Below are 24,464 nucleotides of genomic sequence, written 5' to 3' on the forward strand. Positions count from 1 at the left end.
CTACTGTTCCTGATATCGAGAATGCGTGTCCTGGCAAAGGGTATGCTTGCGCGATGCCTGACGATCGCGCCGGGAAAGCCCCGTGGAGCCCATTGCTCCGGCGACCGGAAGAACCACGGGTTTCGGCTGGCGCCAACGGAGGCGTCGGACGCGGGCGGCCGGCATCCGTTTCTCGGCGCGAATACAGTAATAGGCCCCCGCCGGAAGGTGCAAACGTTCTCCCAGCCGATCGAGACCCGCCAGCCTGTGCAGCGCGCCGGCGCCGGCCAGTGGTGGTCTGAAAAAGTGTGTGTCGGTACTTTCAACCGAAAACTGCAACAGGCTGAGCCAGTCCTCCAGCCGATTCGCAGAGATGAATCGACCGCTCCAGGGTGCCTGGCGACGCCGTGACACCAGCTTGCGGGTACCCCAGATGCTGAATGGATTAAAGCCGATCACCACAAGGCTTCCCGAACTGCGCAGCACACGAGCGGCCTCGCGCACCACCTGATGCGGTTGATCGGAAAAATCCAGGCTGTGGTGCAGGATCACCAGATCCATCGAATCACTGGGAAACGGCAGCTCATCCGCATCGCACACCACGACGCCTTCGGCCAGTTCCCGGCACCAGTACGGCGTGGTCAGAACACGTTTGCTGAAATCGCTCGAACTGGCCAGGGGCAATCGATGACTGACAGCGACCAGCAATTGGTGCGCACCGGCCATTGCTGCGACGGCATTGTCCAGGTGGCGCCTCTGGTCCGCCAGCAGCACACGCCCGAGCGGGCTCTGGAACCAGGCTTCGAAAGCGTCCCGCTGGGCTGTGTAATCGACGGCTGTATCTCGGGCCATGGTTGTGTTCCGGTCAGGGCTGTGGGGTTATGCCGGTCGCGCCTTCCAAGACCGACAACACCTCATTAGCGACCACGTCGGCTCGTTGTCAGGCATTCTGCTCCATCCAGCGAGAAAAACCCAATTTGGGCGCTCCGGGTCGATCCTTTATGATAACAGTGTCTTCTACCGGTGGATAAGCCCGACGGCCACCCGGTTCGTTACAAAGAACATCGCGAGGGTTGCCCGGCTAGATTGCGTCGGGGCGGCCCTGCAAACGACCAACAGAGGCACATCCATGCTTTCGATCGTCCCCATCCCCGCTTTCAGCGACAACTACATCTGGTGCGTGACTGACCGGAACAGCGGTAAAGCCCTGGTCGTCGACCCCGGCCAGGCCGCGCCGGTCGCCGACTACCTGCTGGCCAATGATCTGACGCTCGACAGCATCCTGATCACCCACCATCATCCGGATCACGTCGGGGGCGTCGCCGAGCTTGAGGAAACGTTCCAGCCCCAGGCCATCTATGGCCCGGCCAATTCCCCGTTCCAGGGCTGCAGCGTCACACTGACCGAGGGCGACCAGGTTCTCTGGCAGGGCCTGACCTTTGATGTGTACACCGTGCCCGGCCATACACTCGACCACATCGCCTACCACACCAGACAGACCGACATCGGCGATGCGCCGGCGCTCTTCTGCGGAGATACGCTGTTCGCCTGCGGTTGCGGCCGCCTTTTCGAGGGGCATCCGGCACAGATGCGCGAGTCGCTGGACAAGCTGCGTCGCCTGCCCGCTTCGACCCGGGTCTACTGCGCCCACGAGTACACGCTGGCAAACCTGCGCTTTTCCCGTGACCTGCTGCCGGACGACGAAGGGCTCCGGCACTTTGAAATCGCCTGCAAACAGAAACGAGACCGCGGTGAACCCACGTTACCGACTACACTGAAAGACGAGGCCAGCCTTAACCCGTTCCTGCGCTGGGACGACGATGCCGTGGCGACCGCCGTCAGTGCCCGGGACATTCCCGTCGACGGGGAACTGCAAGGCGCTGATCGCGTATTTGCCCAGGTGCGGAAGGCCAAGGACACGTTCAGGGGCTGATCGTCGTTACATGATCTGACGCGGACGTAATAAGCGCTTTCTTGACCCCCTGAAATCGGTTCCCATAGAATCCTGCGAAGTTTTGCTGTCGCTCCCGGCAGCCGCGCAACCCTGCGATGCCGACGGGCACCACACTATTGGACGCATTATGACCTTCGCCAGACTGACCTCTCCTTTCCTGATCGCCTTGCTCATTACCGGATGCCAGACCTTTACCGGCAAGGCCGACCAGGATCTCAGTGAAGGCGAGCTGCTCGAATCCGAACACGTCTCGGTCCCCGCCGGCGATGACGAGCTGCAGGCCTCCGTAGAGGGGCAAGCCGACGGCGACACCACCCAGTTGGATGACTCCATCGAGCCGTCACTCAAGTCCCAGGCCGCCAAGGCCCGCGAGCGACTGGAAGAGCCCACCGGCAAGAAAGTGGCCGCCGATAGCGTCGAGCATGACCTGTGGAGCCGCCTGCGCGACCAGTTCGGGCTCGACCTGACGCTCGACAACGATCGCATCGAACAGCAGTTGAGCTGGTACGCCCGGCACCCCCAGTACATTGACCGGGTTGCCAAACGGGCCCAGCGCTATCTTTATTACATCCTGGAACAGGCGGAGGAACGCAATCTGCCCGGTGAGTATGCCCTGCTGCCGGTGGTGGAATCCGCCTTCGATCCGTTCGCGTATTCCCACGGCCGGGCTGCCGGCCTGTGGCAGTTTATCCCGTCCACCGGCCGGGTTTACGGCCTGAACCAGAGCTGGTGGCACGACCAGCGCCGCGACGTCCTGTCAGCGACCAACGGCGCCCTGGAATATCTGGACGCCCTCGCCAATCGCTTCGACGGCGACTATCTGCTGGCGCTGGCCTCCTACAACAGCGGCGCCGGCACCGTGAACCGGGCGATCCGCCGCAACAAGGCAGCGGGCCGCGCCACCGATTACTGGGCGCTGAGCCTGCCCCGGGAAACCCGGGCCTATGTGCCCAAGCTGATTGCGATCGCCAAGATCATTGACGATCCGGAGTCCTACGGCATTACCCTGCCGCCAATTGCCGACGAGCCCTATTTCGAGGTGGTGGACACCGGCTCCCAGATCGACCTGGCCCAGGCAGCGACGCTGGCTGGCGTCGATATCGAGGAAATCTATCTACTCAATCCGGCCTATAATCGCTGGGCTACATCACCGGAGGGGCCGCATCGCCTCCTGGTGCCCAAGGATCACGCCGAACAGTTCCGTCAGGGCCTGGCGCAACTGGATCCGTCCCAACGCGTTTCCTGGAAAAACTACCGGGTGCAGAGCGGTGACAGCCTGATCAAGATTGCGCACCAGTTCGGCACCACGCCCGACGTCATCAAGCAGGTCAACCACATGAGCTCCAACCTCATCCGGGTCGACCAGCGCCTGTTGATTCCCACGTCCACCAAGGGCACCGATGCCTACGCCCTAAGCGCCGCCGAGCGCCTGAAGGACAAGCAGTCGGCGATTGGCCAGCGCACCAGCGGAACTCGAATCAATTACGTGGTCAAAAGGGGCGACACCTTCTGGGATATTGCGCGGGAGCATGGCGTCAGCGTACGGCAGGTCACCAAGTGGAACGGCATGGCGCCGGGCGATCCGTTGAAGCCGGGGCAACGACTGGTGATCTGGTCCGACAAGCCGGGATCGCAGCTTTACGCCATGGCCGGCAGCCGGAAAAACGCCGACATGGTGCGCAAGGTGGGCTACCGGGTGCGTAAAGGCGACTCGCTCGCACGCATTGCCAGCCGTTTCAACGTGAACGTGAAAGACATTGCGAGCTGGAACAGCCTGGACATCAACAATTATCTGCAGCCAGGTCAAAGTCTGGTACTCTACGTCGATATTCGCCGAAGTCCCTGATCGACAAGCACATTGATGTGATGGCGGTCAGGCCCACTGAAAAGAAGAGCGGAATTCATGATCCGATTTAGCCAGACCGTCATCGCCCTGTTTCTCAGCCTGGCCCTCCTTCCGGCCACCTACGCCGCCGACCCCGTCCATGGCCTGGCGATGCATGGAAAGCCCAAGTACGGGGCGGATTTCAAGCACTTCGATTACGTTAACCCCGATGCGCCGAAAGGCGGCACCTTGCGCCTTGGGGTGGTCTCCAACGGCTACGACTCCTTCAACCCGTTCGTGCTTAAGGGCGTTGGCGCCGCCGGGCTGCAAACCTACGCCTATGACACCCTTCTCAAGGCCTCGGCCGACGAGCCGTTCACCATGTATGGCCTGATCGCCGAGTCGCTGGAGACACCGGAGGATCGCTCCTACGTCATCTTCCACATCCGCCCGCAGGCCCGTTTCTCGGACGGCCAGCCGATTACCGCCGAGGATGTGGCCTATAGCTACCAACTGCTGACCGAACACGGCCACCCCTTCTTTCGCAACTACTACGCGGAAGTCAGCTCTGTCGAGGTGCTGGACAAGCTGAGCGTGCGCTTCGATTTCGGCGACACCAGCAACCACGAGCTGCCACTGATTCTCGGGCAGATGCCGATCCTGCCCAGGCACTACTGGGAAAAACATGATTTCGAGTCCGCCGACCTGACCATCCCGGTCTCCAGCGGCCCCTACACCATCGGCAAGTACGAGCCCGGACGGTCCGTAACCTACGTTCTCAATAAAGATTACTGGGCCGACGATCTGCCGGTGAATGTCGGCTACAACAACTTCGACCGCATTCATTACGACTATTACTCCGACGACACCGTTGCCCTGGAGGCCTTCAAGGCCGGCAACTTCGATTTCCGGGTGGAATCCTCCGCCAAGAACTGGGCCACCGCTTACGAGGGCGATGCGCTGGCTTCCGGACGCATCAGCAAGGAATCCATCCACCACGGCCGTCCGGCGGGCATGCAGGGTTTCGCCATGAACACCCGCCGCTTCCCGTTCAACAACCGCAAGGTTCGTCAGGCGCTGGCTTATGGCTTCGACTTCCAATGGGCCAACACCAACCTGTTCTACGACCAGTATTCCCGCACCGACAGCTATTTCGAGAACAGTGAGCTGGCCTCGACCGGACTCCCGACCGGTGACGAACTGGCGCTGCTGGAACCCTTCCGGGACCAGTTACCGCCGGAAGTCTTCACAGAAACCTACGAACCGCCGTCCACCGCCGGCGATCACACCCTCCGGGACAACCTGCGCACGGCCATGAAGCTCCTGCAGGAAGCCGGCTTCGAGATCCGTGATGGCAAGATGGTCGAAACCTCATCCGGCAAGCCCCTGCGCTTCCAGATTCTGCTCTGGAGCCAGTCCTTCGAGCGGGTGGTACTGCCGTTCAAGCAAAACCTGGCCAAGTTGGGCATCGATGTGGAAGTGCGCCTGGTGGACACCAGCCAGTACATCCGCCGCGTTCGTGACTTCGATTTCGATATGATCGTGCAGACTCTGGGCCAGTCTGACTCACCGGGCAACGAACAGCGCGACTACTGGTATTCCGGCAACGCCGATCAGGCCGGCTCGCGCAACTACATGGGCGTGAAAGATCCGGTGGTTGACGCCCTGGTCAACAAGCTGATCCAGGCCACCGACCGGCAATCGTTGGTCACCCGGACCCGGGCGCTGGACCGCGTGCTGTTGTGGGGCTTCTACGTGATTCCCCAATGGTACCTGGACGTCGATCGCGTGGCCTACTGGAACAAACTGGCACGCCCGGCCAACACCCCCAAGGCCGGCGTCGATGTGTCGCGCTGGTGGATCAAACCCTGACAACCTTTCGCAACCACGAGGAAGCTCCCTGACCGATGGGTGTCTACATCCTGCGACGGCTGTTGCTGATCATTCCCACGCTGATCGGCATCATGTTGCTCAACTTCGTCATCGTACAAGCCGCCCCCGGCGGCCCCATCGAACAGTTCATCGCCCAGATGGAAGGCATGGACTCCGGCGCCCTGGCCCGGGCCGGCGGCGGCGGTGGTAGCGAAGTCAGTGACAGCGGGAGCAACGGCCAGTCCCGGGGCACCAGGGGCATCCCGCCCGAGCTCATCGCCGAGATGGAGACGCTGTACGGGTTCGACAAGCCGCCGACAGAGCGCTTCTTCAAGATGCTCGGCGATTACGCCACCTTCAACTTCGGGGACAGTTTCTTCCGCGATCGCAGCGTGATCGAGCTGATCATCGACAAACTCCCGGTGTCGATCTCGCTGGGACTCTGGTCGACCCTGATCATCTACCTGATATCGATCCCCCTGGGCATCCGCAAGGCGGTGATGGACGGCACCCGCTTCGACGTCTGGACCAGCTCCACCATCATCATCGGTTACGCCATTCCGGGGTTCCTGTTCGCCATCCTGCTGATCGTCCTGTTCGCCGGCGGCAGCTACTGGGACGTCTTTCCGCTGCGCGGCCTCACCTCGACCAACTTCGACGAGATGACCTGGTACCAGAAAATCGGTGACTATTTCTGGCACCTGGCTCTGCCGGTCACCGCCAACGCCATCGGCGGTTTCGCCACCCTGACGCTGCTGACGAAGAATTCCTTCCTCGACGAAATCGGCAAACAGTATGTGGTCACCGCGCGCGCCAAGGGCCTGGAAGAACGTCGCGTGCTCTACGGCCACGTGTTCCGCAACGCCATGCTGATCGTGATTGCCAGCCTGCCCGGGCTGCTGCTGGGACTGTTCTTCACCGGTTCGCTATTGATCGAGGTGATTTTCTCGCTCGACGGCCTCGGCCTGCTGGGCTTTGAGGCGGCCCTGAACCGGGACTACCCGGTGATCTTCGGTACGCTCTACATCATGACCCTGATGGGCCTGATCCTGAAACTCATCAGTGATCTGACCTATGTGCTGGTTGACCCGCGCATCGACTTTGAAAGCCGGGAGGGCTGACCGTGGCATTTCAGCTCTCCCCCATCCAGCGCCGTCGCCTGCAGAATTTCCGCAACAACCGGCGCGGCTATATGTCGCTCTGGCTGTTCCTGTTGTTGTTCACCATCACCCTTTTCGCGGAACTGGTGGCCAACGACAAGCCTCTGGTCGTGACGTATGACGGTGACGTCTATTTCCCCGTGGTTCAGACCATTAACGAGGAAACCTTTGGCGGCTTTCTACCCACCGAAGCGGACTATCGCGACGACTTCATTGCCGACGAGATCAACTCGAAAGGCTGGATGCTGTGGCCACCGGTCCGCTTCAGCTACGACACCATCAACTACAACCTGAAGGTTCCCTCGCCGGCGCCGCCTTCGGCCGAGAACTGGCTGGGCACCGACGACCAGGGGCGCGACGTCGTGGCGCGCCTGATCTACGGCTTCCGCATTTCCGTGCTGTTCGCCCTCACCCTCACTCTGTTCAGCTGCCTGGTCGGAGTCATCGTCGGCGCCGTGCAGGGTTTCTACGGCGGCAAGGTGGACCTGCTGGGCCAGCGATTCGTGGAAGTCTGGTCGGGCCTGCCGGTGCTGTATCTGCTGATCATTCTCTCCAGCATCGTGCAGCCCAACTTCTGGTGGCTGCTGGGCATCATGCTGCTGTTTTCCTGGATGGGGCTGGTGGACGTGGTACGCGCCGAATTCCTGCGCGCCCGCAACTTCGAATACGTCCGTGCGGCCCGGGCCCTGGGTCTGAGCAACCGCACGATCATGTTCCGGCACATGCTGCCCAATGCCATGGTGGCCACCATCACGTTTGTGCCCTTCATCCTGACCGGAGCCATCACCGGCCTGACATCGCTGGATTTCCTGGGCTTCGGTCTGCCGCCCGGTTCACCCTCGCTGGGCGAGCTGATCGCCCAGGGCAAGGACAACCTGCAGGCACCCTGGCTGGGGCTTTCGGCCTTCATCACGCTGTCCGTCATGCTGACCCTGCTCGTGTTCATCGGTGAAGCGGTACGCGACGCCTTCGATCCGCGGAAGAACTGATATGACCGACTTCCTCGACGTACGCAACCTGTCCATCGCTTTTGACGGCAAAGCGGTGGTGCACGATCTGTCGTTCCGGGTGCCGGCCGGCAAGACCGTTGCCCTGGTGGGCGAGAGCGGCTCCGGAAAGTCCGTATCGGCGCTGTCGGTGTTGCGGCTGCTGGACGAACGTCACGCCACCTACCCCAGTGGCGAGATCCTGCTCGACGGTGAAAATCTGCTGGCCGCACCCGACAAACGCATGCGCCAGATCCGCGGTCGCCGCGTGAGCATGATCTTCCAGGAACCGATGACGTCGCTGAACCCGCTGCATACAGTGGAGAAACAGATCGGCGAAACCCTGGCGATCCATCAGGGCATGCGCCCCAACCAGGCACGCGCACGGACGCTGGAACTGCTCGAACTGGTGGGCATTCCCGATCCGCGCGAACGTCTGGCGTACTACCCGCACCAGCTCTCCGGCGGGCAAAAGCAGCGGGTGATGATCGCCATGGCCCTGGCCAATGCGCCGGACCTGTTGATCGCTGACGAACCCACCACAGCGCTCGACGTCACGGTCCAGCGCCAGGTGCTGGAACTGCTTCGCTCGTTGCAGGAACGCCTGGGCATGGCCGTGCTGCTGATCACCCACGACCTGTCGATCGTGCGGCGTTATGCCGACGAGGTAGTGGTGATGCAGCATGGGCATCAGGTGGAGGCCGGCCCAACCGAAACCATCTTCGAATCCCCCCGGGACGCTTACACGCGACAGCTTCTCAGCGCCGATCCCGGGAAGGCCCCCTCAAGCCCTTCGACGACGGCCAGGACATTGCTGAGCATGGATGGCGTCGGGGTACGGTTCCCGCTGCGCAGAGGCTTCTTCGGCAAACCCAAAGCCTGGTTGCACGCGGTCCGCGACGTCCATATCGAACTGCGTGAAGGCGAAACCCTGGGTATCGTTGGCGAAAGCGGCAGCGGCAAGACCACCCTGGGCATGGCCCTGATCAAGCTGGTACGGAGCGATGGCAAGATCCTCTACCGGGGCAAGCCGATCAACAACCTGAACCAGAAGCAGTTCAAACCGCTGCGCAAGGATATTCAGATCGTGTTCCAGGACCCCTACGGCAGCCTGAGTCCGCGGATGTCGGTGAGCGAGATCGTCGGCGAAGGCCTGATGGTGCACGCTCCGGACCGGCAAGCCGAGCACGAGGACATGATCGTCCAGGCCCTCCAGGATGTCGGACTGGATCCGGCATCGCGGCACCGCTACCCCCACGAGTTCTCGGGAGGCCAGCGCCAGCGTATCGCGATCGCCCGGGCGCTGGTGCTGCAACCGTCCCTCATCGTCCTGGACGAGCCCACCTCGGCGCTGGACCGCACGGTGCAGAAGCAGGTTATCGAGCTGCTACGCTCATTGCAGCAGCGCTACGGACTCAGCTACCTGTTCATCAGCCACGACCTTGCCGTGGTACGGGCCCTGAGCCACCAGGTGCTGGTGCTCAAAGGCGGAGAAGTGGTGGAGTACGGCGACGCCAGGCAAGTCATGGAAACGCCGCAGGCGGAGTACACGCGTAATTTGCTGGAAGCGGCCTTCTTCTATCACGCCGAAGCGCCCGACGACATCCATACCGGGGCCCGCTGAACGCGGACCTTAGACGAATAGCGACTTAAACGCTGCGGGGCAATCGGAGACAATGCCCCAATCAACGAATCAGGAGATCATTCATGGGAATCCTTAAAGGTAAGCGCGCCCTCATCGTCGGCGTGGCCAGCAAGCATTCAATCGCCCACGGCATCGCCGAGAGCTTCCACCAGCAAGGCGCAGAACTGGCATTCACTTACCAGAATGAAAAGCTCCAGTCCCGCGTCGAGGGTTTCGCCAAGGAATGGGGCAGTGAGCTCACCTTCCCCTGTGATGTGGCCAACGACCAGGAAATCGAAGCGGTATTCACCGAGCTGGGCAAGCACTGGGACAAGGTGGACATCATAATCCACGCGGTCGGCTTCGCGCCGCAAAACGAGCTGCACGGTAACTATGTGGACGTCACCACCCGCGAAGGCTTCAAGATCGCCCACGACATCAGCTCCTACAGCTTTGTCGCCCTGGCCAAGGCTGCGCGCGGCATGCTCAGCGACGACGGTGCGCTGCTGACACTGAGCTACCTGGGCGCCGAGCGCGTTCTGCCGAACTACAACGTGATGGGTCTGGCCAAGGCGTCGCTGGAAGCGAACGTGCGCTACATGGCGGCCAGTCTGGGTGCCGACGGCGTCCGCGTGAACGGCATTTCCGCCGGACCGATCAAGACCCTGGCGGCTTCCGGCATCAAGAGTTTCCGCCGGATGCTGCAGGAAAACGCCAACCGCGCGCCGCTCAAGCGTAACGTCACGACCGAGGAAGTGGGCAACACCGCCGCTTTCCTGTGCTCGAACATGGCCAGCGGCATCACCGGGGAAATCGTCTACGTGGACGCCGGTTTCAACATCACCGGCATGGGCGCGCTGGAAGAATAACCGCCCTGCTGCGTGCCGGGGCCCATCGTCCGATGGCCCCGGTATCCGTTCTTTCCGGCGGCGCTACCGCGCTAATCGTCGTCCAGCGCCCGGACAATGGTTTCCAGCCACTCCAGAATTTCGGTATCATCCGACTCCAGCACTTCCAGCCCGACTGTCCAGCCGCGCTCGTCTTCGCGACGACACCAGACCACCTCGACCATTAACCGATAGACGGCTTCGTCAGCGGCGCGCTTCAGCGTCACCACCGCGGGAAGAATGGCCCCTTCCGGGACCGGCTCCGAGGCCGCGACACGGATTCCCCGGGCTGACAGATCCACGGTATAGCAGGACAGTGCCCGTGGCGCGTCCGTGGCGTCCGTCGGCCCCGGCGATTCCAGCTCCAGGTGAACGCTGACCCTGCCACTGATGCGAAACTCGCGGCGCTGCTCGTGGTCGGTTTCCGGACCATCGCCGAATTCGTAGTGGCCGAATTCATAGTCTCCGATCGCCATTATCGCCCCACCCTGATTCTTCCCACGACCCGGGACAAGGTATCCTCGAAATCCGCCTCACTGCTCATCAGGCGTGCCTGGTTGCTCAGAATACACTTGACCAGGGTGTCGGTGGTCATTTCCGTCCGGTTCAGGCCCAACCGGTCGACGAAGATCAGCTTGCCAGTGGCGTTGAGCCGGACAGCCAGTTTCAGCTTGCGCGGTTCATCGCTGGGCGAGTCCGGATCCGGCGCCAGGGTAATCCAGTTACCCAGTTTGAGGGAATCCACCTGCTCCCGAACGCTCGCCAATCGCTCGGCGTTGCGCTTTTCCTCCTCGGCCGCCTGCTTCTCCCGCGCTGCGGCTTCCTCACGTTCCCGGGCCTGTTGCTGTTCCCGGGCCACGCGTTCCGCCTCTTCCTGGCGCCGTTTCTCGGCCTCGGCGCGCTCGCGACGCACCTTCTCGGCCTGGGCTTCGGCCTTCGCCCGGGCCTCGCGACGCTTTTCGACCTGGCTGCGCAGCACCTGCTCCAGCTTGTCCAGCGTCTCGCTAACCACCTCGGCAAACGGGTAGATGGCCGGTAAAGGACGCAGGCGACCCGCCGCCAGGTCGTCCTGGAAAGCCTGCCACGTCATCAGGCCGAGTTTGACGCCCTCGCCGTTGGTCCAGAGAATTTCCTGGGAATCCTCGAGAAAGGCGAAACAATGCATGCGCTGTTCGGCCTCGCCTTCGCCCTCGACAAACCAGCGGCCTTCCACCGCGGCCGTCTCGGCGCGTTCAATGGTGGGCGGATTCAGCCAGCGCGGCTCGAAAGTAAAGTTCCCGACTGCTTCCAGCTCCACCGGGGAACCGCGCAAACGAGCCACCATCAATTCCTCGACGCCTTGCAGGGCGCCGGCAGGCAGCGGCTCGTTCTGGACACGATTCCAGACTTCGCCGATCTTGTCGCCAAGCTGTTCGCCCACGTGATACAGCTTGTCGCGGTCGCGATCAGACAGGTTGGGGTCGGCGACCCAGACCATCCACTCAAGCAACTTGGCGGCATGTCGGGCGTTCTCGCTGCCGACACCGTCCTGCCAGGCGACCTGGCGCAGCAGCGGAAGCCAGTAGTGGGTAATGAATTCGGTGACCGCCGCGGGCAGTGCCCGGCGGGCGATCGCACGGCCGACCAGGGCACGGGCCACCTGTTCGGCGGCGCGCTGCCGGGAAGCCCCCTGCTCCGTTTCCAGTAGCCGCTGGCTCAGACGATCGATGCGACCGTCCTTGCCGGATTGTTCCTTGCGCCAGTCGGCCGTGAAGGCTTCAAAGGGCGCCAGCGACTGCGCCTGGAAGCTCTGGTCGACGGCGAACTGCAACTGGTCGAGCCGGGTCAGCACCTGGCGCGCCGCCCGACCGCCGGAGTCGCTCCAGCCACGCAGCGTGTGAAGGCTGTCCACCCAGTCGTGGACCGGACAGTTTGGTCCGATGGCGGCCGCCCCCTGCTCGGCGATCTGCCAGGCCACCAGGAAACGCAGCCGTGCCACCCGGCGCACCAGTGTGGGATGCAGACCGGATTTGGCGAGGAACACATCCATCATGCGATCGGCCAGGTAGGCGGCGTTGACCTGGCGCACCGACCAGCTCATATCGATCGCCTGCAGTACTTCAATCACACAACGGTCCTGCTGCTCCCGCCAGCAATCGGCCAGCACCGGCAGCCAGTCAGGCACCGGCTCTTCCCGCGTCAACGGATAAGGCAGATCCGGCACACGGATACCCTTGAGGATCGCCTGGATCAGATCCGGATTGGGCTGTTGTGCGCCGCCGGCCTGGCGGGATGGGGGTCGAACCATGAAGATCAGATATCCTGTAATGCCCCGGCCCGGCGAGAATGCCGACCCTCCGTTGCCTGAATCAGGCATGGGCAGGAAACGGTGTGCAAGAGGGCGTATTGCAGCATGGCTTGGCAAAGGAGTCCACCGCTCACCGGGGACGACTGTGCCAAAGCCGTCGCATAACGAGCGAGGAAGCCATGACAAACGCGTCAGTATAGGTCATCCCTAACGGCGCGATACACTGAAATAGCACGGTTTTCAATTGCATTGGAGTGACTAATATCGCAACATAAACGCCCTTTTCAAGGTGTCTCCGCCCGGTTACGACCAAGGCCCTCCCCTGAGCCTGGAGGTCCGGCGGAACCACCTAACGATAATAATCGCCGGCGGCCCGTGAGCAAGCGGCCTCGCGGTGGACGGCGGTCCACCTCCTGCCACACTCTCACGGAACATTTCCTTCGTGAACGCAGAGTTGCGTTAACGGCTGCCGAATCGGGAGACGACAACGACATGTCTGACAAGCAGATTGAAAACATCAACGTGGCCAGCAACGACCCGTTGATTACCCCCGAAGCGCTGAAACAGGAAATGCCCCTGTCCGACCGCGCCGCGGAAACCGTGGCGAACGGTCGCGCTACGATCAACAACATCCTGGACCGCAAGGATCATCGCCTGTTCGTGGTGGTGGGCCCCTGCTCGATCCATGACGTCAAGGCGGCCCGCGAGTACGCGGAAAAGCTCAAAACCCTGAGCGAAGAGCTGAGCGATACCCTGTACATCGTCATGCGGGTCTATTTCGAGAAGCCTCGCACCACGATCGGCTGGAAAGGTCTGATCAACGACCCGCACCTGGACGACTCCTTCGACATCGAGCAGGGTCTGCATATCGGGCGCCGTCTGCTGCTGGATATCGCCGAGCTGGGTCTGCCGACCGCGACTGAGGCGCTGGATCCGATTTCACCCCAGTACCTGCAGGACACCATTTCCTGGTCCGCCATCGGCGCCCGCACCACCGAATCCCAGACGCACCGAGAGATGAGCTCGGGCCTTTCCATGGCCATCGGCTTCAAGAACGGCACCGATGGCAGCCTGGACGTGGCGATCAACGCCATGAAATCGGTCTCCCACCCGCACAACTTCCTGGGCATTGACCAGCAAGGCAAGGTCTCGATCGTACGCACCAAGGGCAATGCCTATGGCCACGTGGTGCTGCGCGGTGGTGGCGGCAAGCCCAACTACGACTCGGTCAACGTCGCCCTGTGCGAGCAGGAACTGGAAAAAGCCGGCCTGCGCAAGTCCCTGATGGTCGACTGCAGCCACGCCAACTCCAATAAGGATCCGGCCATCCAGCCGCTGGTCATGCAGGATGTGACGCACCAGATCATCGAAGGCAACCAGTCGATCCAGGCTCTGATGGTGGAAAGTCACCTTAACTGGGGCAGCCAGTCGATTCCGGAAAAGCTGGAAGACCTGAAGTATGGTGTCTCCATTACCGACGCCTGCATCGACTGGGAAACCACCGAGAAATCACTGCGCGACATGCACGCCAAGCTCAAGGACGTGCTGCCCAAGCGCACCCAGTAAGACGAAGAACGGCAAAACGAAGAACGGCCGGTCCCTCCCGGGGCCGGCCGCCTCACTCCTCACCTGTCCTGCTTGCCCGATATCCGCTCCGCTAGCCCATCCAGCTCAGTCGATCACGCAGCTGCACCACATCGCCAATGATGATCAGCGTGGGTGGTCTGACGGTACTCTCCTCCACCCGTTCAGAAATAGTGTCCAGCGTGCCGGTGAGCACCGCCTGCTCGGGCGTGGTGCCTTTTGACACCAGGGCTACCGGCGTCGTACCCGCCATGCCGTGCGCTTTGAGTTCGCGCGTGATGATCGGCAGCCCCACCAGCCCCATGTAGAACACCAGCGTCTGATTGGTCTGGACGAAATCCCGCCATGGCAAGTTGCAGCTGTCGTTCTTGAGGTGCCCGGTCACGAAACGCACCGACTGCGCGTGGTCCCGGTGGGTCAGCGGAATACCGGCGTAGGCCGCGCATCCGGAAGCCGCGGTAATACCCGGCACCACCTGGAAGGAGACGCCGGCCTCGGCCAGGGTCTCGATTTCCTCGCCGCCGCGACCAAAGATAAACGGGTCTCCGCCCTTGAGCCGTACCACCGTGCGCCCCTCGCGGGCCAACTCCACCAGTCGCTGGTTGATCTGATCCTGTGGCAGGGTGTGCCTGGAGCGCTCCTTGCCGACGTGAATCATCTCGGCGTCCGCCCGCACCCGGTTGAGGATTTCCCGGGACACCAGCCGGTCGTAGAGCACGACGTCCGCCTGGGCGATGATGCGCAGGGCTTTCAGGGTGAGCAGATCGGGATCCCCCGGTCCGGCTCCCACCAGATAGACCTCACCCTGTCCGCTCTCGGCGGACGCACGCTCCAGGCTCTGATCCAGTGCAGCGTGCAGTTCCGCCTCCGGCATCTGATGAGCCCGGTTGACCAGCGGTCCTTCCAAAAGGCGATACCAGAAATGACGGCGTCGGTGAGGTGTGGCCAGGAGCGACGACAGCTCGCCCTTGCCCGTCATGCCTTGCAGGACGTTGGCCAGCCCCTCCGGCAACAGCGTATCCAGCCGCTGACGCAACCAGTTGGCGACCGTGGGCCAGCGCCCACCGGTGTCGACCGTGATCCGCAAAGGACCACGTTGGATCGCCGCCGGAAACTGGACTTGCGCTCGCGGCTCCTGCCCCGGCATCCACACCGGCACCAGCCGATCCACCCGGTCGAGCCACTGGCGGTCCTCGTCCGCGGCCCCGGTATCGATCAATACCAGGCCGTAGTCATCACCGGTCAGGGCCGCATCCGCCGGCCAGTCGGGGAGACATTCGCTACCTGCCGGGGCTTCGTCCGGCAGCGTCGAGTGGTCGATCCAGACCACCCGAGCCCCCTGACCGGCACATTGACGCGCCTTGGCCAGCAAACGCGGCCCCTTGCCAATGCAGGCCACCACGGCGAGATCGATGCGAAGCGAAACCGTAAGACTCAACTGCTTGCTCTCCTTCTTCCACGATTAGCCCGGACCGGTCCGCCTGGTGCGGTATCAGGGCTTCAGTACGTCCAGTCCGCCCATGTAGGGCTTGAGGACCTCGGGCACGCGTACGCTGCCGTCGGCCTGCTGATAGTTCTCCAGAATCGCGATCAGGGTGCGGCCCACCGCCAGGCCCGAACCGTTCAGCGTATGCACCAGCTCCGGCTTGTTGGTTTCCGGGTTGCGCCAGCGCGCCTGCATGCGGCGGGCCTGGAAATCCCGGGTGTTGCTGCAGGACGAAATCTCCCGGTACTTGCCCTGCCCCGGCAGCCAGACTTCCAGATCGTAGGTGCGGGCTGCGGAGAAGCCGATATCACCGCCACAGAGCTCGACCACCCGGTATGGCAACTCCAGCTTCTGCAGGATGGCTTCGGCATGACCGGTCAGGGTTTCCAGCGCCTGCTCGGAATCCTCCGGCCGTACGATGTGGATCAGCTCCACCTTGTCAAACTGGTGCTGGCGAATCATGCCGCGCACGTCCCGGCCGTAGGATCCCGCCTCGCTCCGGAAACACGGCGTGTGGCACACCATCCGCAGAGGCAGCTCATCCGCCTTGAGGATGTTGTCCCCGGCCAGGTTGGTGGCGGGCACCTCGGCGGTCGGAATCAGGTAGAGCGGATGCTCCCCCTCCATCTTGAACAGGTCTTCCTCGAACTTGGGCAACTGGCCGGTACCGAACAGCGTGTTGGCGTTGACCAGATACGGTAGATAGGTCTCCGTGTAGCCGTGCTCGTCGGTATGGGTATTGAGCATGAACTGCGCCAACGCCCGGTGAAGACGGGCCACGCCCCCACGCATGACCGCAAAGCGCGACTGGGCAAGACGGGCCGCCGCATCAAAATCAAGGCCACCCAGCGCCTGGCCGAGGTCGACGTGGTCTTTCGGTTCGAAATCGAACGCCGGCAGCGAGCCCCACTGACGCAGTTCGACGTTGTCGTCCTCGTCCTTGCCAGCGGGTACGCTGTCATCCGGGACATTGGGAATGCCGGACAGGAACTCGTTCAGTTCCGCCTGGAGTCCGCGCAGCTCGTCTTCCGCTTCGCCACGCTGTTGCTTGAGGTCCTCGACCGCATCGAGCAGCGGCTGGATATCCTCACCGGCTGCCTTGGCCTTGCCGATCGCTTTCGATCGCTTGTTCTGCTCACTCTGAAGCTCTTCGGTGCGGACCTGCAGGGACCGGCGACGGGATTCCAGCGACTGGAACGCCTCGATATCGAAGGTGTAGTTGCGCACGGCGAGCCGGCGGGCAATGTCTTCAGTCTGGCTGCGAACGAGTTTGGGATCGAGCATGATCGTCCTGTTAACTTCGAGTGAATAGAACGCACCGCCATCGGCTGGCCGACGCCGGCGCTGACGTTGCGCATAGTATACCTTCAGGAATTTCCTGTACCACCGCGATGGGTCGCACAGTTCACCGGAATGGCAATCAGGACGGGTGTTTGCCGGCGGGATAGCGCTGCTGCGGGCTCGCCTCGTTGCGAGCGTCCAGCCTTTCCCGTTTTTCCCGGAGTTTGATTTCCAGGCCGCGGGGCGCCGGCTGGTAATAACGTACCCCATGCAGGGCTTCGGGTAAATACGCTTCCCCGGCGGCAAACGCATCCGGCTCGTCGTGCGCGTAGCGGTATTCGGCACCGTGCCCCATGGATTTGAGCAGCGAGGTGGGCGCATTGCGCAGGTGAACCGGCACCTCGTAGTCCGGTTGCTGGCGGATGTCCGCCATACACTGGTTATAGGCCAGCTCGACGGCATTGCTCTTGGGCGCCAGGGACAGGTACGTCGCCGCCTGGGCCAGCCCCAGCTCGCCCTCGGGCGACCCCAGCCGCTCCTGGGTGTCCCAGGCATCCAGACTCAACCGCAATGCCCGGGGATCGGCATTGCCGATGTCCTCGATGGCAATCCGCACCAGGCGGCGGGCGATGTAGAGCGGATCGGCACCGCCATCCAGCATCCGGCACATCCAGTACAGCGCGCCGTCGGGATCGGAGCCGCGCACGGATTTGTGCATGGCCGAGATCTGGTCATAGAAGACGTCACCGCCCTTGTCGAAGCGACGCAGGCTGGACTGCATCACCTGTTCCAGATCCGCCTCGGTCAGCTCGGCGACGCCCTCGCCATTATCCTGAGCCAGGTCGGACGCCACCTCCAGAATGTTCAGTCCGCGCCGGGCATCGCCGTCGGCGGCGGTGGCGATGACGTCCAGCAGGGCTTCCGGCACCGCCAGGCGCCCGTTCAGCCCGGTCTCGCTGTCCAGCGCCCGGCGCAACAACGCCTTCAGGTCGTCCGCTGCCAGGTTCTTGAGCACATAGACCCGGGTGCGCGACAGCAGGGCGCTATTAAGCTCGAAGGACGGGTTCTCCGTCGTCGCACCGACGAAGATCACGGTGCCATCCTCGATGTGCGGCAGGAAGGCATCCTGCTGACTCTTGTTGAAGCGGTGCACCTCGTCCACGAACAGCAGCGTGTCACGACCTTCCACCTGCTTGCGGTTGCGGGCTCGCTCCACCGCATCGCGTATGTCCTTGACGCCACTGAGCACCGCCGAGAGGCTCTCGAAGGCGATGTCCGCGGTGTCCGCCAGGAGCTTGGCGAAAGTGGTCTTGCCCACGCCGGGCGGGCCCCAGAGAATCATCGAATGGAGCTGCCCGTCTTCCACGGCACGCCGCAACGGTTTGCCCGGCCCCACCAGGTGCTGCTGACCGGCGTATTCCGCTAGCGAGTGAGGCCGCATGCGAGCGGCCAGGGGCTGGAACCCCTTTTCCTCGGCAAACAGCCCGCCCTGCATTACTGGGCGCTCTTGATGACGTCGACCGAATCCGGGTAATCGAGCGTAAAGGCCGCGTCGGCCACCGGCTCGTTCACCTGGACGTTCTCGAAGCGGAGGATGCTCACCTGGTCCAGGGAATCCTGCAGGCGCATTTCCGAGAGAACATCGTCCCGGAAGCGCAGGCGCAGGGACAGGAACAGGGAATCGGCGTTGCGTGGCTCAAGCACGTAATCGTCCACGCCGGGCGTGTCGTCCGGCCGCGTTACGCGGTAGGCCTCTTCCAGGTTGTCGACTTCACCGCTCAGCAGCAGGGCCGGCGTCGACGTCATTTGCTGGTCCATATCCTTGACGGTCACCTGCTCCAGGTCCGGATCGTAAACCTCCACCTGCTTTCCATCGGCCACGATGGTCTGGGCAAACGGGGTTTCCGCTTCCCAGAAGAACAGCCCCGGACGCTTGGCTTTCAGGTTGCCGTGGGACTCCTGAACCTGGGTACCGGTGCCATCGACGACCACCTGGATGAAGTCGGCCTGGTAAGTCCGGTAGCTGGCCAGCTTGCCGGCCAGGGCTTGCGCCGCCTGGGAATCGGCCCAGGTCGGAGATGCCAGGGCAAACAGGACAGTGGCCATGGCCAGAATGCGGCCGCAAATGCTTTTCATGCAGTAAAACTCCTCATGCGATACGACGTCTAGTCTCGCGGGGGTGGCGGCGCCAGAACCTCTCGGGCGCCGTTGTGACCGGCAGGACTGACCACGCCGGAGGCTTCCATGGCCTCCACCAGGTTGGCCGCCCGGTTGTAGCCGATCTTGAACTTGCGTTGCACCGAAGAGATGGAGACACGACGGCCCTCGGTGACGAAAGCCACGGCCTCGTCATACAGCGAGTCGCCTTCGCTGTCACCACCCCCTTCCGACAGGGTCGGCACACCAGGCAGGCTCTCGCCTTCGGCGCCATTAAGTACATCGTCCACGTACACCGGCTCGCCACGCTCCTTCCAGGCATTGACGATGCGGTGAACTTCGTCGTCGTCGACGAACGCGCCGTGCACCCGCACCGGCAGGCCGGAGCCGGGCGGCAGGTAGAGCATGTCCCCGTGGCCGAGCAGCTGCTCCGCCCCACCCTGGTCCAGGACGGTGCGCGAATCGATCTTGGACTGGACCGAGAAGGAAATCCGCGTCGGGATGTTGGCCTTGATCAGGCCGGTGATGACATCCACCGACGGGCGCTGGGTTGCCAGGATCAGGTGGATACCGGCGGCCCGTGCTTTCTGGGCAATCCGCGCGATGAGCTCTTCGACCTTCTTGCCAACGATCATCATCATATCGGCGAACTCGTCGATCACCACGACGATGAACGGCAACGGCTCCAGGGCCGGGCGGGCTTCCTCGGCGTTATCCAGGTGCTCGTCCGGCGTCCAGAGCGGATCCGGGATCGGCTCGCCGGCTTCGATGGCGTCTTTCACCTTGCGGTTGAAACCGGCCAGGTTGCGCACCCCGAGGGCAGCCATCAGCCGGTAGCGACGCTCCATTTCCGCCACGCACCAGCGCAGGCCGTTGGCTGCCTCTTTCATATCGGTAACGACCGGCGCCAACAGGTGCGGAATGCCGTCGTAGATGCTCAGTTCCAGCATCTTCGGGTCCACCATGATGAAGCGGACCTCGTCCGGCGTCGCCTTCAGCAGCATGCTGAGGATCATGGCGTTGACCCCGACGGACTTACCGGAACCGGTGGTACCGGCCACCAGCAGATGCGGCATCTTGCCCAGGTTGGCGGTCATCGGATTGCCGCCGATGTCGTTGCCCAGCGCCAGGGTCAGCGGCGAGGACGGATCCTCATAGGCCTTGGACGACAGCACCTCGCGCAGCCGCACCATTTCCCGCTCTTCGTTGGGAATCTCAATACCCACCACGGACTTGCCGGGAATAACTTCCACCACCCGCACACTGAGCACCGCCAGCGAGCGGGCCAGGTCCTTGGCCAGGTTGGAAATCCGGCTGACTTTCACGCCAGGCGCCGGCTTGATCTCGAACCGGGTGATGACCGGCCCGGGATTGACCTCGACCACTTCCACCTTGACGCCAAAATCGGACAGCTTCTCTTCCAGCAGCCGCGACATATGCTCCAGAGACTCCTCGGAATACCCCTTCTTTTTGTTGGTATCCGGCGGATCAAGCAGGGTCAGCGGCGGCAGCGGACTGTCGATGTTGTCGAACAGCGACGGCTGACGCCCGGATTCCTTCTTGTTGGCTGACGCCTCGTCCTTACGCTGGAACGGCGAAATCTTCACCGAGCGGGATTCCGGCTGGGCCGGCGTTTTTTGAGCGGGAGGCTTGGCTTTGGCGACCGGTGGCGCCGGCGTCTCTTCGCGTGCGGAAAAGCCGCTGTCGACGGGCGTATCGTCGGCTGGCGTGGCCGCCAAACCATCCACACTGGGCTCGATTCGCTGAGGCTGGGTGTCCTCGAAGGGGGCGTCGGGTTCGGAGCGGCGGAACAGGTTACGCAGGCGCTCGAACAGGGAAGGCCTGTCGTCTTCCTCGGCAACGCGGTCGTTAATCAGTGGCGGTTCCCGGCGCTTCGGCTCGGGCTCAGGCAAGTCATCGTCGTCATCGCCCGAGGTATCAAACTGGGTGCGGACCCACTCCACCGACTTCAGCGTATAGTCGCCCAACTGGTCCATTAACTGGAACCAGGACAGCCCGGTAAACACGGTCAGGGCAAACAGGAAGATGGCCACCAGGAGGAGAGTCGCCGCCGGCAGGTTAAAGGCCCCCACCATGGTTTCCGAAACCTCGACGCCGATGACGCCACCGGCGCTGGCGTCCAGCCCCATGATGGAGTACATCGACAGCAGGCTCGTGGCGCTCAGGACAATAAGCACAAAACCGCCAAAGCGCAGCGCCAGCAGGGGCCAATGCAGCTCCAGCGGGTCGTTGCGATGCTTGACCAGCAGGAAGGCATAGAAAGCCACCATCGCCGGAAACAGGAAGCCCACCTGCCCGAAGAAATCGATCAGCAGACTGGCGATCCAGGCACCGGTGCGCCCTGCGTAATTCACCACCGTGACGTCGTGCCCGATACTGGCCCAGCCAGGGTCTTTCGGACTGAAACTGACCAGCGCCATCAGCAGGTAAATGCACAGGGCCACGAGGGCAATCAGCGCCCCTTCGCGACCACCCTGCGCCAGCAGTTTGCGAAAGCGCTGCTGCTTTTCCGTCAGCTGAGTCTCTTCGCTCGCTTTTTTCCGTTCTGACATGGACTGACTACGGCTCATTCAGAGCAGGCTTCCTTCTGTTATTAGCGCGTCAATGCGTCCAACCCGCGGGCCAGATCGGCCTTCAGGTCGTCAATATCTTCCAGCCCGACCGATATCCGGATCAGGTTTTCCGTGATCCCCGCCTCAGCCTTGTCTTCGGCGGACAGGCGGCCGTGAGTGGTGGTGGCCGGATGAGTCACGGTGGTGCGGGTATCCCCCAGGTTACCGGTGATGGACATCACCTGCGTCGAGTCGATGACCTGCCAGGCCTCCTCGCGAGCGCCCTTCACCCGAAATGACAGGACGCCACCGAAGCCTTTCTGCTGCCGGCGGGCCAGTTCATGCTGGGGATGGGACTCCAGGCCCGCGTAGAACACGCGCTCCACCGCCGGGTGCTGTTCCAGCCACTGGGCCAACTCTAACGCACTGGCACAGTGGGCGCGCATACGAATCGGTAACGTTTCCAGACCTTTAAGGAAGACCCAGGCGTTGAATGGACTCAGGCTGGGACCGGCCGAGCGCATGAAGCCGTAGACTTCTTCCATCAGCGCGTTGGAACCGATGACCACACCGCCGATACAGCGCCCCTGGCCATCGAGGTACTTGGTGGCCGAGTGAATCACAATATCGGCACCGTATTCGAACGGCCGCTGCAGGATCGGCGTGCAGAAGCAGTTATCGACCACCAGCAACGCGTCGTGGCTCTTGGCCAGCGCCGACAGCTCCTGCAGGTCCGCCACTTCACACAACGGGTTGGACGGCGTTTCCAGGAACAGCATTTTCGTTTCGGGGCGGATTGCCGCACGCCAGCCTTCCATATCCGTCAGGCTGACGAACGTGGTGTCCACGCCGAAACGGGCCAGGTACTTCTGGAACAGCACATTGGTGGTACCGAAAACGCCGCGCGAGCACACCACATGATCTCCCGCCTGCAGCAGCGCCATGCAGGTACTGAGAATCGCGGCCATGCCGGATGCCGTGCCCACGGCCCGCTCGCCCCCTTCCATCGCCGCAATACGCGCCTCGAAGGACTGGACCGTGGGGTTGGTGAAGCGGGAGTAGATGTTGCCCGGCTCCTCGCCACCAAAGCGCGCCGCGGCCTGGGCCGCGCTGCCATAGACGAAGCTGGAGGTGGGAAAAATGGCATCGCTGTGCTCAAGCTGGGCGGTCCGCATCTGCCCTGCCCTCACCGCTAACGTGTCGACGGACACGCCCTCAAGGTCGGTTTCCGGGATCAGGTTATGCTCCTCACGGATCTTGGTCATCGGGGCCTTTCCTCAAGCTCAGTCTTCGTCGTTGTGCAGGTCGATAATGCCGTTTTCGGTGCTCATCGCGGTGCTTTTCTTCGCCCTGGAGCTTTCACTGCGCTGGCTTTCCAGGTTGGCGAGATAAGCCGCGTCGATGTCGCCGGTGACGTACTTGCCATCGAAAACGGAGCACTCCCAGGCTTCGATTTCGGGATTGACGTCATTGACGCAGGTGATCAGGTCGTCCAGGTCCTGGTACACCAGCCAGTCGGCACCGATCATGTCCTGGATTTCCTCGATCGAACGATCGTGCGCGATCAGCTCGCTGGCCGCCGGCATATCGATGCCGTAGACGTTCGGATAACGCACCGGGGGCGCTGCGGACGCGAAGTACACCTTGCGCGCTCCGGCGTCGCGGGCCATCTGCACGATTTCTTCACAGGTGGTGCCGCGCACAATGGAGTCGTCCACCAACAGCACGTTCTTGTCCTTGAACTCCAGATCAATGGGGTTCAGCTTCTGGCGCACGGACTTCTTGCGCATCTTCTGGCCGGGCATGATGAACGTCCGGCCGATGTAGCGGTTCTTGATGAAGCCTTCGCGAAACTTGACCCCAAGGCGGTGCGCCATCTGGATGGCCGAGGTCCGGCTTGTGTCGGGGATCGGCATCACCACGTCGATATCATGATCGGGACGCTCGCGCAGAACCTTGTCCGCCAGGGTTTCGCCCATGCGCAGGCGCGCCTTGTAGACCGACACCTTGTCGAGAATGGTATCCGGACGGGCAAAATAGACGTGCTCGAAGATACACGGGATCAGATGCGGGTCCCTGGCGCACTGCTGGTTGTAGAGCGTGCCGTCGGTCTCGATGTAGACCGCTTCGCCCGGCTCGATGTCGCGAACCAGTTTGAAGCCGGCGGCGTTCAGGGCCACGCTTTCGGAGGCAATCATGTATTCCTTGCCGGCTTCGGTCTCGCGCACGCCGAAACAGGCGGGGCGGATCCCCTTGGGATCGCGGAACCCGACGATGCCGTAGCCGGTAATCATGGCAATCACCGCGTAGGCACCACGACAACGCTCGTGGACAGCGCTGACCGCGGCAAAGATTTCGTCCTTGGTCGGCACCAGCTTGCCCTGCTTCTGCAGCTCGTGGGCGAACACGTTGAGCAGGACTTCGGAATCGGAATTGGTATTGATGTGGCGCAGGTCGGTGCGGAACAGATCCTGACTCAGCTCGTCGGCGTTGGTCAGGTTGCCGTTATGAGCCAGGGTAATGCCATAAGGGCTGTTCACATAGAAAGGCTGGGCCTCGGCTGAACTGGAACTGCCGGCCGTGGGGTAGCGCACGTGACCAATACCCACGTTGCCCACCAGGCGGCGCATATGGCGGGTGCGGAACACGTCCCGCACCAGGCCGTTGTCCTTGCGCAGATAAAAGCGCTCGTCCTGGAAGGTTACGATGCCGGCCGCATCCTGCCCCCGGTGCTGAAGAACCGTCAACGCGTCGTACAGCGTCTGGTTGACGTTAGAGGTACTTACGATACCGACAATGCCACACATGG

Annotated in this window: 18 protein-coding genes; 8 read left to right on the forward strand and 10 right to left on the reverse strand. The window is 62.6% G+C overall.

Going from position 1 to position 24,464, the window contains the following annotated elements; translation table 11 throughout:
* A complete protein-coding gene (locus GQB00_RS03345; protein ID WP_165855222.1) occupies positions 1–831 on the reverse strand; it encodes a class I SAM-dependent methyltransferase in 831 nt (276 codons plus the stop codon).
* A gap of 277 nt (positions 832–1,108) precedes the next feature.
* On the opposite strand from GQB00_RS03345, the gene gloB reads away from it, so the two are divergent.
* From gloB to GQB00_RS03380, 7 genes are all read left to right on the forward strand, one after another.
* A complete protein-coding gene (gene gloB, locus GQB00_RS03350) occupies positions 1,109–1,912 on the forward strand; it encodes a hydroxyacylglutathione hydrolase (protein WP_165855223.1) in 804 nt (267 codons plus the stop codon).
* Positions 1,913–2,060: 148 nt separating this feature from the next.
* Complete coding sequence (locus GQB00_RS03355; protein ID WP_165855224.1) at positions 2,061–3,779, forward strand: LysM peptidoglycan-binding domain-containing protein; 1,719 nt, start codon at positions 2,061–2,063, stop codon at positions 3,777–3,779.
* A 57-nt stretch (positions 3,780–3,836) separates the two neighbouring features.
* Positions 3,837–5,630, forward strand: a complete 1,794-nt coding sequence (locus GQB00_RS03360; protein ID WP_165855225.1) for an extracellular solute-binding protein — start codon at positions 3,837–3,839, stop codon at positions 5,628–5,630.
* 35 nt (positions 5,631–5,665) lie between these two features.
* A complete protein-coding gene (locus GQB00_RS03365) occupies positions 5,666–6,751 on the forward strand; it encodes a microcin C ABC transporter permease YejB (RefSeq protein WP_165855226.1) in 1,086 nt (361 codons plus the stop codon).
* Between the two features lie 2 nt (positions 6,752–6,753).
* A complete protein-coding gene (locus tag GQB00_RS03370) occupies positions 6,754–7,779 on the forward strand; it encodes an ABC transporter permease (RefSeq protein ID WP_111496059.1) in 1,026 nt (341 codons plus the stop codon).
* A gap of 1 nt (position 7,780) precedes the next feature.
* Entirely contained in the window at positions 7,781–9,400 is a 1,620-nt protein-coding gene (locus tag GQB00_RS03375; protein WP_165855227.1) for an ABC transporter ATP-binding protein, read from the forward strand.
* A gap of 83 nt (positions 9,401–9,483) precedes the next feature.
* Positions 9,484–10,269, forward strand: coding sequence for an enoyl-ACP reductase FabI (locus GQB00_RS03380; RefSeq protein ID WP_111496057.1), 786 nt, complete (start codon positions 9,484–9,486; stop codon positions 10,267–10,269).
* A gap of 71 nt (positions 10,270–10,340) precedes the next feature.
* Here GQB00_RS03380 and GQB00_RS03385 read toward each other — a convergent pair whose 3' ends face one another.
* Together GQB00_RS03385 and GQB00_RS03390 are read right to left on the reverse strand one after the other, a co-directional pair.
* Positions 10,341–10,763 (reverse strand): PilZ domain-containing protein, encoded by a 423-nt coding sequence (locus GQB00_RS03385; protein WP_165855228.1) that lies wholly within the window; start codon positions 10,761–10,763, stop codon positions 10,341–10,343.
* Positions 10,763–12,574, reverse strand: a complete 1,812-nt coding sequence (locus tag GQB00_RS03390; RefSeq protein WP_165855229.1) for a DUF1631 family protein — start codon at positions 12,572–12,574, stop codon at positions 10,763–10,765. The genes GQB00_RS03385 and GQB00_RS03390 overlap by 1 nt, the downstream gene beginning before the upstream one ends.
* A 492-nt stretch (positions 12,575–13,066) precedes the next feature.
* Between GQB00_RS03390 and GQB00_RS03395 the strand changes: the two genes are divergently transcribed.
* Positions 13,067–14,140, forward strand: a complete 1,074-nt coding sequence (locus tag GQB00_RS03395) for a 3-deoxy-7-phosphoheptulonate synthase (RefSeq protein WP_111496054.1) — start codon at positions 13,067–13,069, stop codon at positions 14,138–14,140.
* Positions 14,141–14,231: 91 nt separating this feature from the next.
* Here GQB00_RS03395 and cysG read toward each other — a convergent pair whose 3' ends face one another.
* The 7 genes from cysG to purF all read right to left on the reverse strand — a co-directional run bounded on the left by cysG (position 14,232) and on the right by purF (position 24,462).
* The gene (gene cysG, locus GQB00_RS03400) at positions 14,232–15,596 is read right to left on the reverse strand and encodes a siroheme synthase CysG (RefSeq protein WP_165855230.1); all 1,365 of its coding nucleotides are present in this window, start codon (positions 15,594–15,596) and stop codon (positions 14,232–14,234) included.
* A 54-nt stretch (positions 15,597–15,650) separates the two neighbouring features.
* Positions 15,651–16,928, reverse strand: coding sequence for a serine--tRNA ligase (gene serS / locus GQB00_RS03405; RefSeq protein ID WP_165855231.1), 1,278 nt, complete (start codon positions 16,926–16,928; stop codon positions 15,651–15,653).
* A 136-nt stretch (positions 16,929–17,064) separates the two neighbouring features.
* Complete coding sequence (locus GQB00_RS03410) at positions 17,065–18,420, reverse strand: replication-associated recombination protein A (RefSeq protein WP_165855232.1); 1,356 nt, start codon at positions 18,418–18,420, stop codon at positions 17,065–17,067.
* Positions 18,420–19,061, reverse strand: a complete 642-nt coding sequence (lolA, locus tag GQB00_RS03415) for an outer membrane lipoprotein chaperone LolA (protein ID WP_165855233.1) — start codon at positions 19,059–19,061, stop codon at positions 18,420–18,422. The genes GQB00_RS03410 and lolA overlap by 1 nt, the downstream gene beginning before the upstream one ends.
* 29 nt (positions 19,062–19,090) lie before the next feature.
* On the reverse strand, positions 19,091–21,655 hold the full coding sequence (locus tag GQB00_RS03420) for a DNA translocase FtsK (RefSeq protein WP_165856514.1): 2,565 nt from the start codon (positions 21,653–21,655) through the stop codon (positions 19,091–19,093).
* Positions 21,656–21,696: 41 nt separating this feature from the next.
* Positions 21,697–22,920 (reverse strand): O-succinylhomoserine sulfhydrylase, encoded by a 1,224-nt coding sequence (locus GQB00_RS03425; RefSeq protein ID WP_111496048.1) that lies wholly within the window; start codon positions 22,918–22,920, stop codon positions 21,697–21,699.
* 18 nt (positions 22,921–22,938) lie between these two features.
* A complete protein-coding gene (gene purF / locus GQB00_RS03430) occupies positions 22,939–24,462 on the reverse strand; it encodes an amidophosphoribosyltransferase (protein ID WP_165855234.1) in 1,524 nt (507 codons plus the stop codon).
* Positions 24,463–24,464: the final 2 nt, after the last annotated feature.

It is taken from the genome of Marinobacter sp. JSM 1782161, assembly GCF_011421605.1.
In the GTDB taxonomy this organism is placed as follows: domain Bacteria; phylum Pseudomonadota; class Gammaproteobacteria; order Pseudomonadales; family Oleiphilaceae; genus Marinobacter_A; species Marinobacter_A bohaiensis.

What these genes read in the sequence shown, in the direction of transcription:
- GQB00_RS03375 (WP_165855227.1), top strand. Translation starts at nt 7,781, where the DNA reads ATGACCGACTTCCTCGACGTACGCAACCTGTCCATCGCTTTTGACGGC.
- GQB00_RS03355 (WP_165855224.1), top strand. Translation starts at nt 2,061, where the DNA reads ATGACCTTCGCCAGACTGACCTCTCCTTTCCTGATCGCCTTGCTCATT.
- GQB00_RS03390 (WP_165855229.1), bottom strand. Translation starts at nt 12,574, where the DNA reads ATGGTTCGACCCCCATCCCGCCAGGCCGGCGGCGCACAACAGCCCAAT.
- GQB00_RS03345 (WP_165855222.1), bottom strand. Translation starts at nt 831, where the DNA reads ATGGCCCGAGATACAGCCGTCGATTACACAGCCCAGCGGGACGCTTTC.
- GQB00_RS03380 (WP_111496057.1), top strand. Translation starts at nt 9,484, where the DNA reads ATGGGAATCCTTAAAGGTAAGCGCGCCCTCATCGTCGGCGTGGCCAGC.
- GQB00_RS03385 (WP_165855228.1), bottom strand. Translation starts at nt 10,763, where the DNA reads ATGGCGATCGGAGACTATGAATTCGGCCACTACGAATTCGGCGATGGT.
- gloB (WP_165855223.1), top strand. Translation starts at nt 1,109, where the DNA reads ATGCTTTCGATCGTCCCCATCCCCGCTTTCAGCGACAACTACATCTGG.
- purF (WP_165855234.1), bottom strand. Translation starts at nt 24,462, where the DNA reads ATGTGTGGCATTGTCGGTATCGTAAGTACCTCTAACGTCAACCAGACG.
- GQB00_RS03425 (WP_111496048.1), bottom strand. Translation starts at nt 22,920, where the DNA reads ATGACCAAGATCCGTGAGGAGCATAACCTGATCCCGGAAACCGACCTT.
- GQB00_RS03410 (WP_165855232.1), bottom strand. Translation starts at nt 18,420, where the DNA reads ATGCAGGGCGGGCTGTTTGCCGAGGAAAAGGGGTTCCAGCCCCTGGCC.
- GQB00_RS03420 (WP_165856514.1), bottom strand. Translation starts at nt 21,655, where the DNA reads ATGTCAGAACGGAAAAAAGCGAGCGAAGAGACTCAGCTGACGGAAAAG.
- GQB00_RS03365 (WP_165855226.1), top strand. Translation starts at nt 5,666, where the DNA reads ATGGGTGTCTACATCCTGCGACGGCTGTTGCTGATCATTCCCACGCTG.
- lolA (WP_165855233.1), bottom strand. Translation starts at nt 19,061, where the DNA reads ATGAAAAGCATTTGCGGCCGCATTCTGGCCATGGCCACTGTCCTGTTT.
- GQB00_RS03360 (WP_165855225.1), top strand. Translation starts at nt 3,837, where the DNA reads ATGATCCGATTTAGCCAGACCGTCATCGCCCTGTTTCTCAGCCTGGCC.
- GQB00_RS03395 (WP_111496054.1), top strand. Translation starts at nt 13,067, where the DNA reads ATGTCTGACAAGCAGATTGAAAACATCAACGTGGCCAGCAACGACCCG.
- serS (WP_165855231.1), bottom strand. Translation starts at nt 16,928, where the DNA reads ATGCTCGATCCCAAACTCGTTCGCAGCCAGACTGAAGACATTGCCCGC.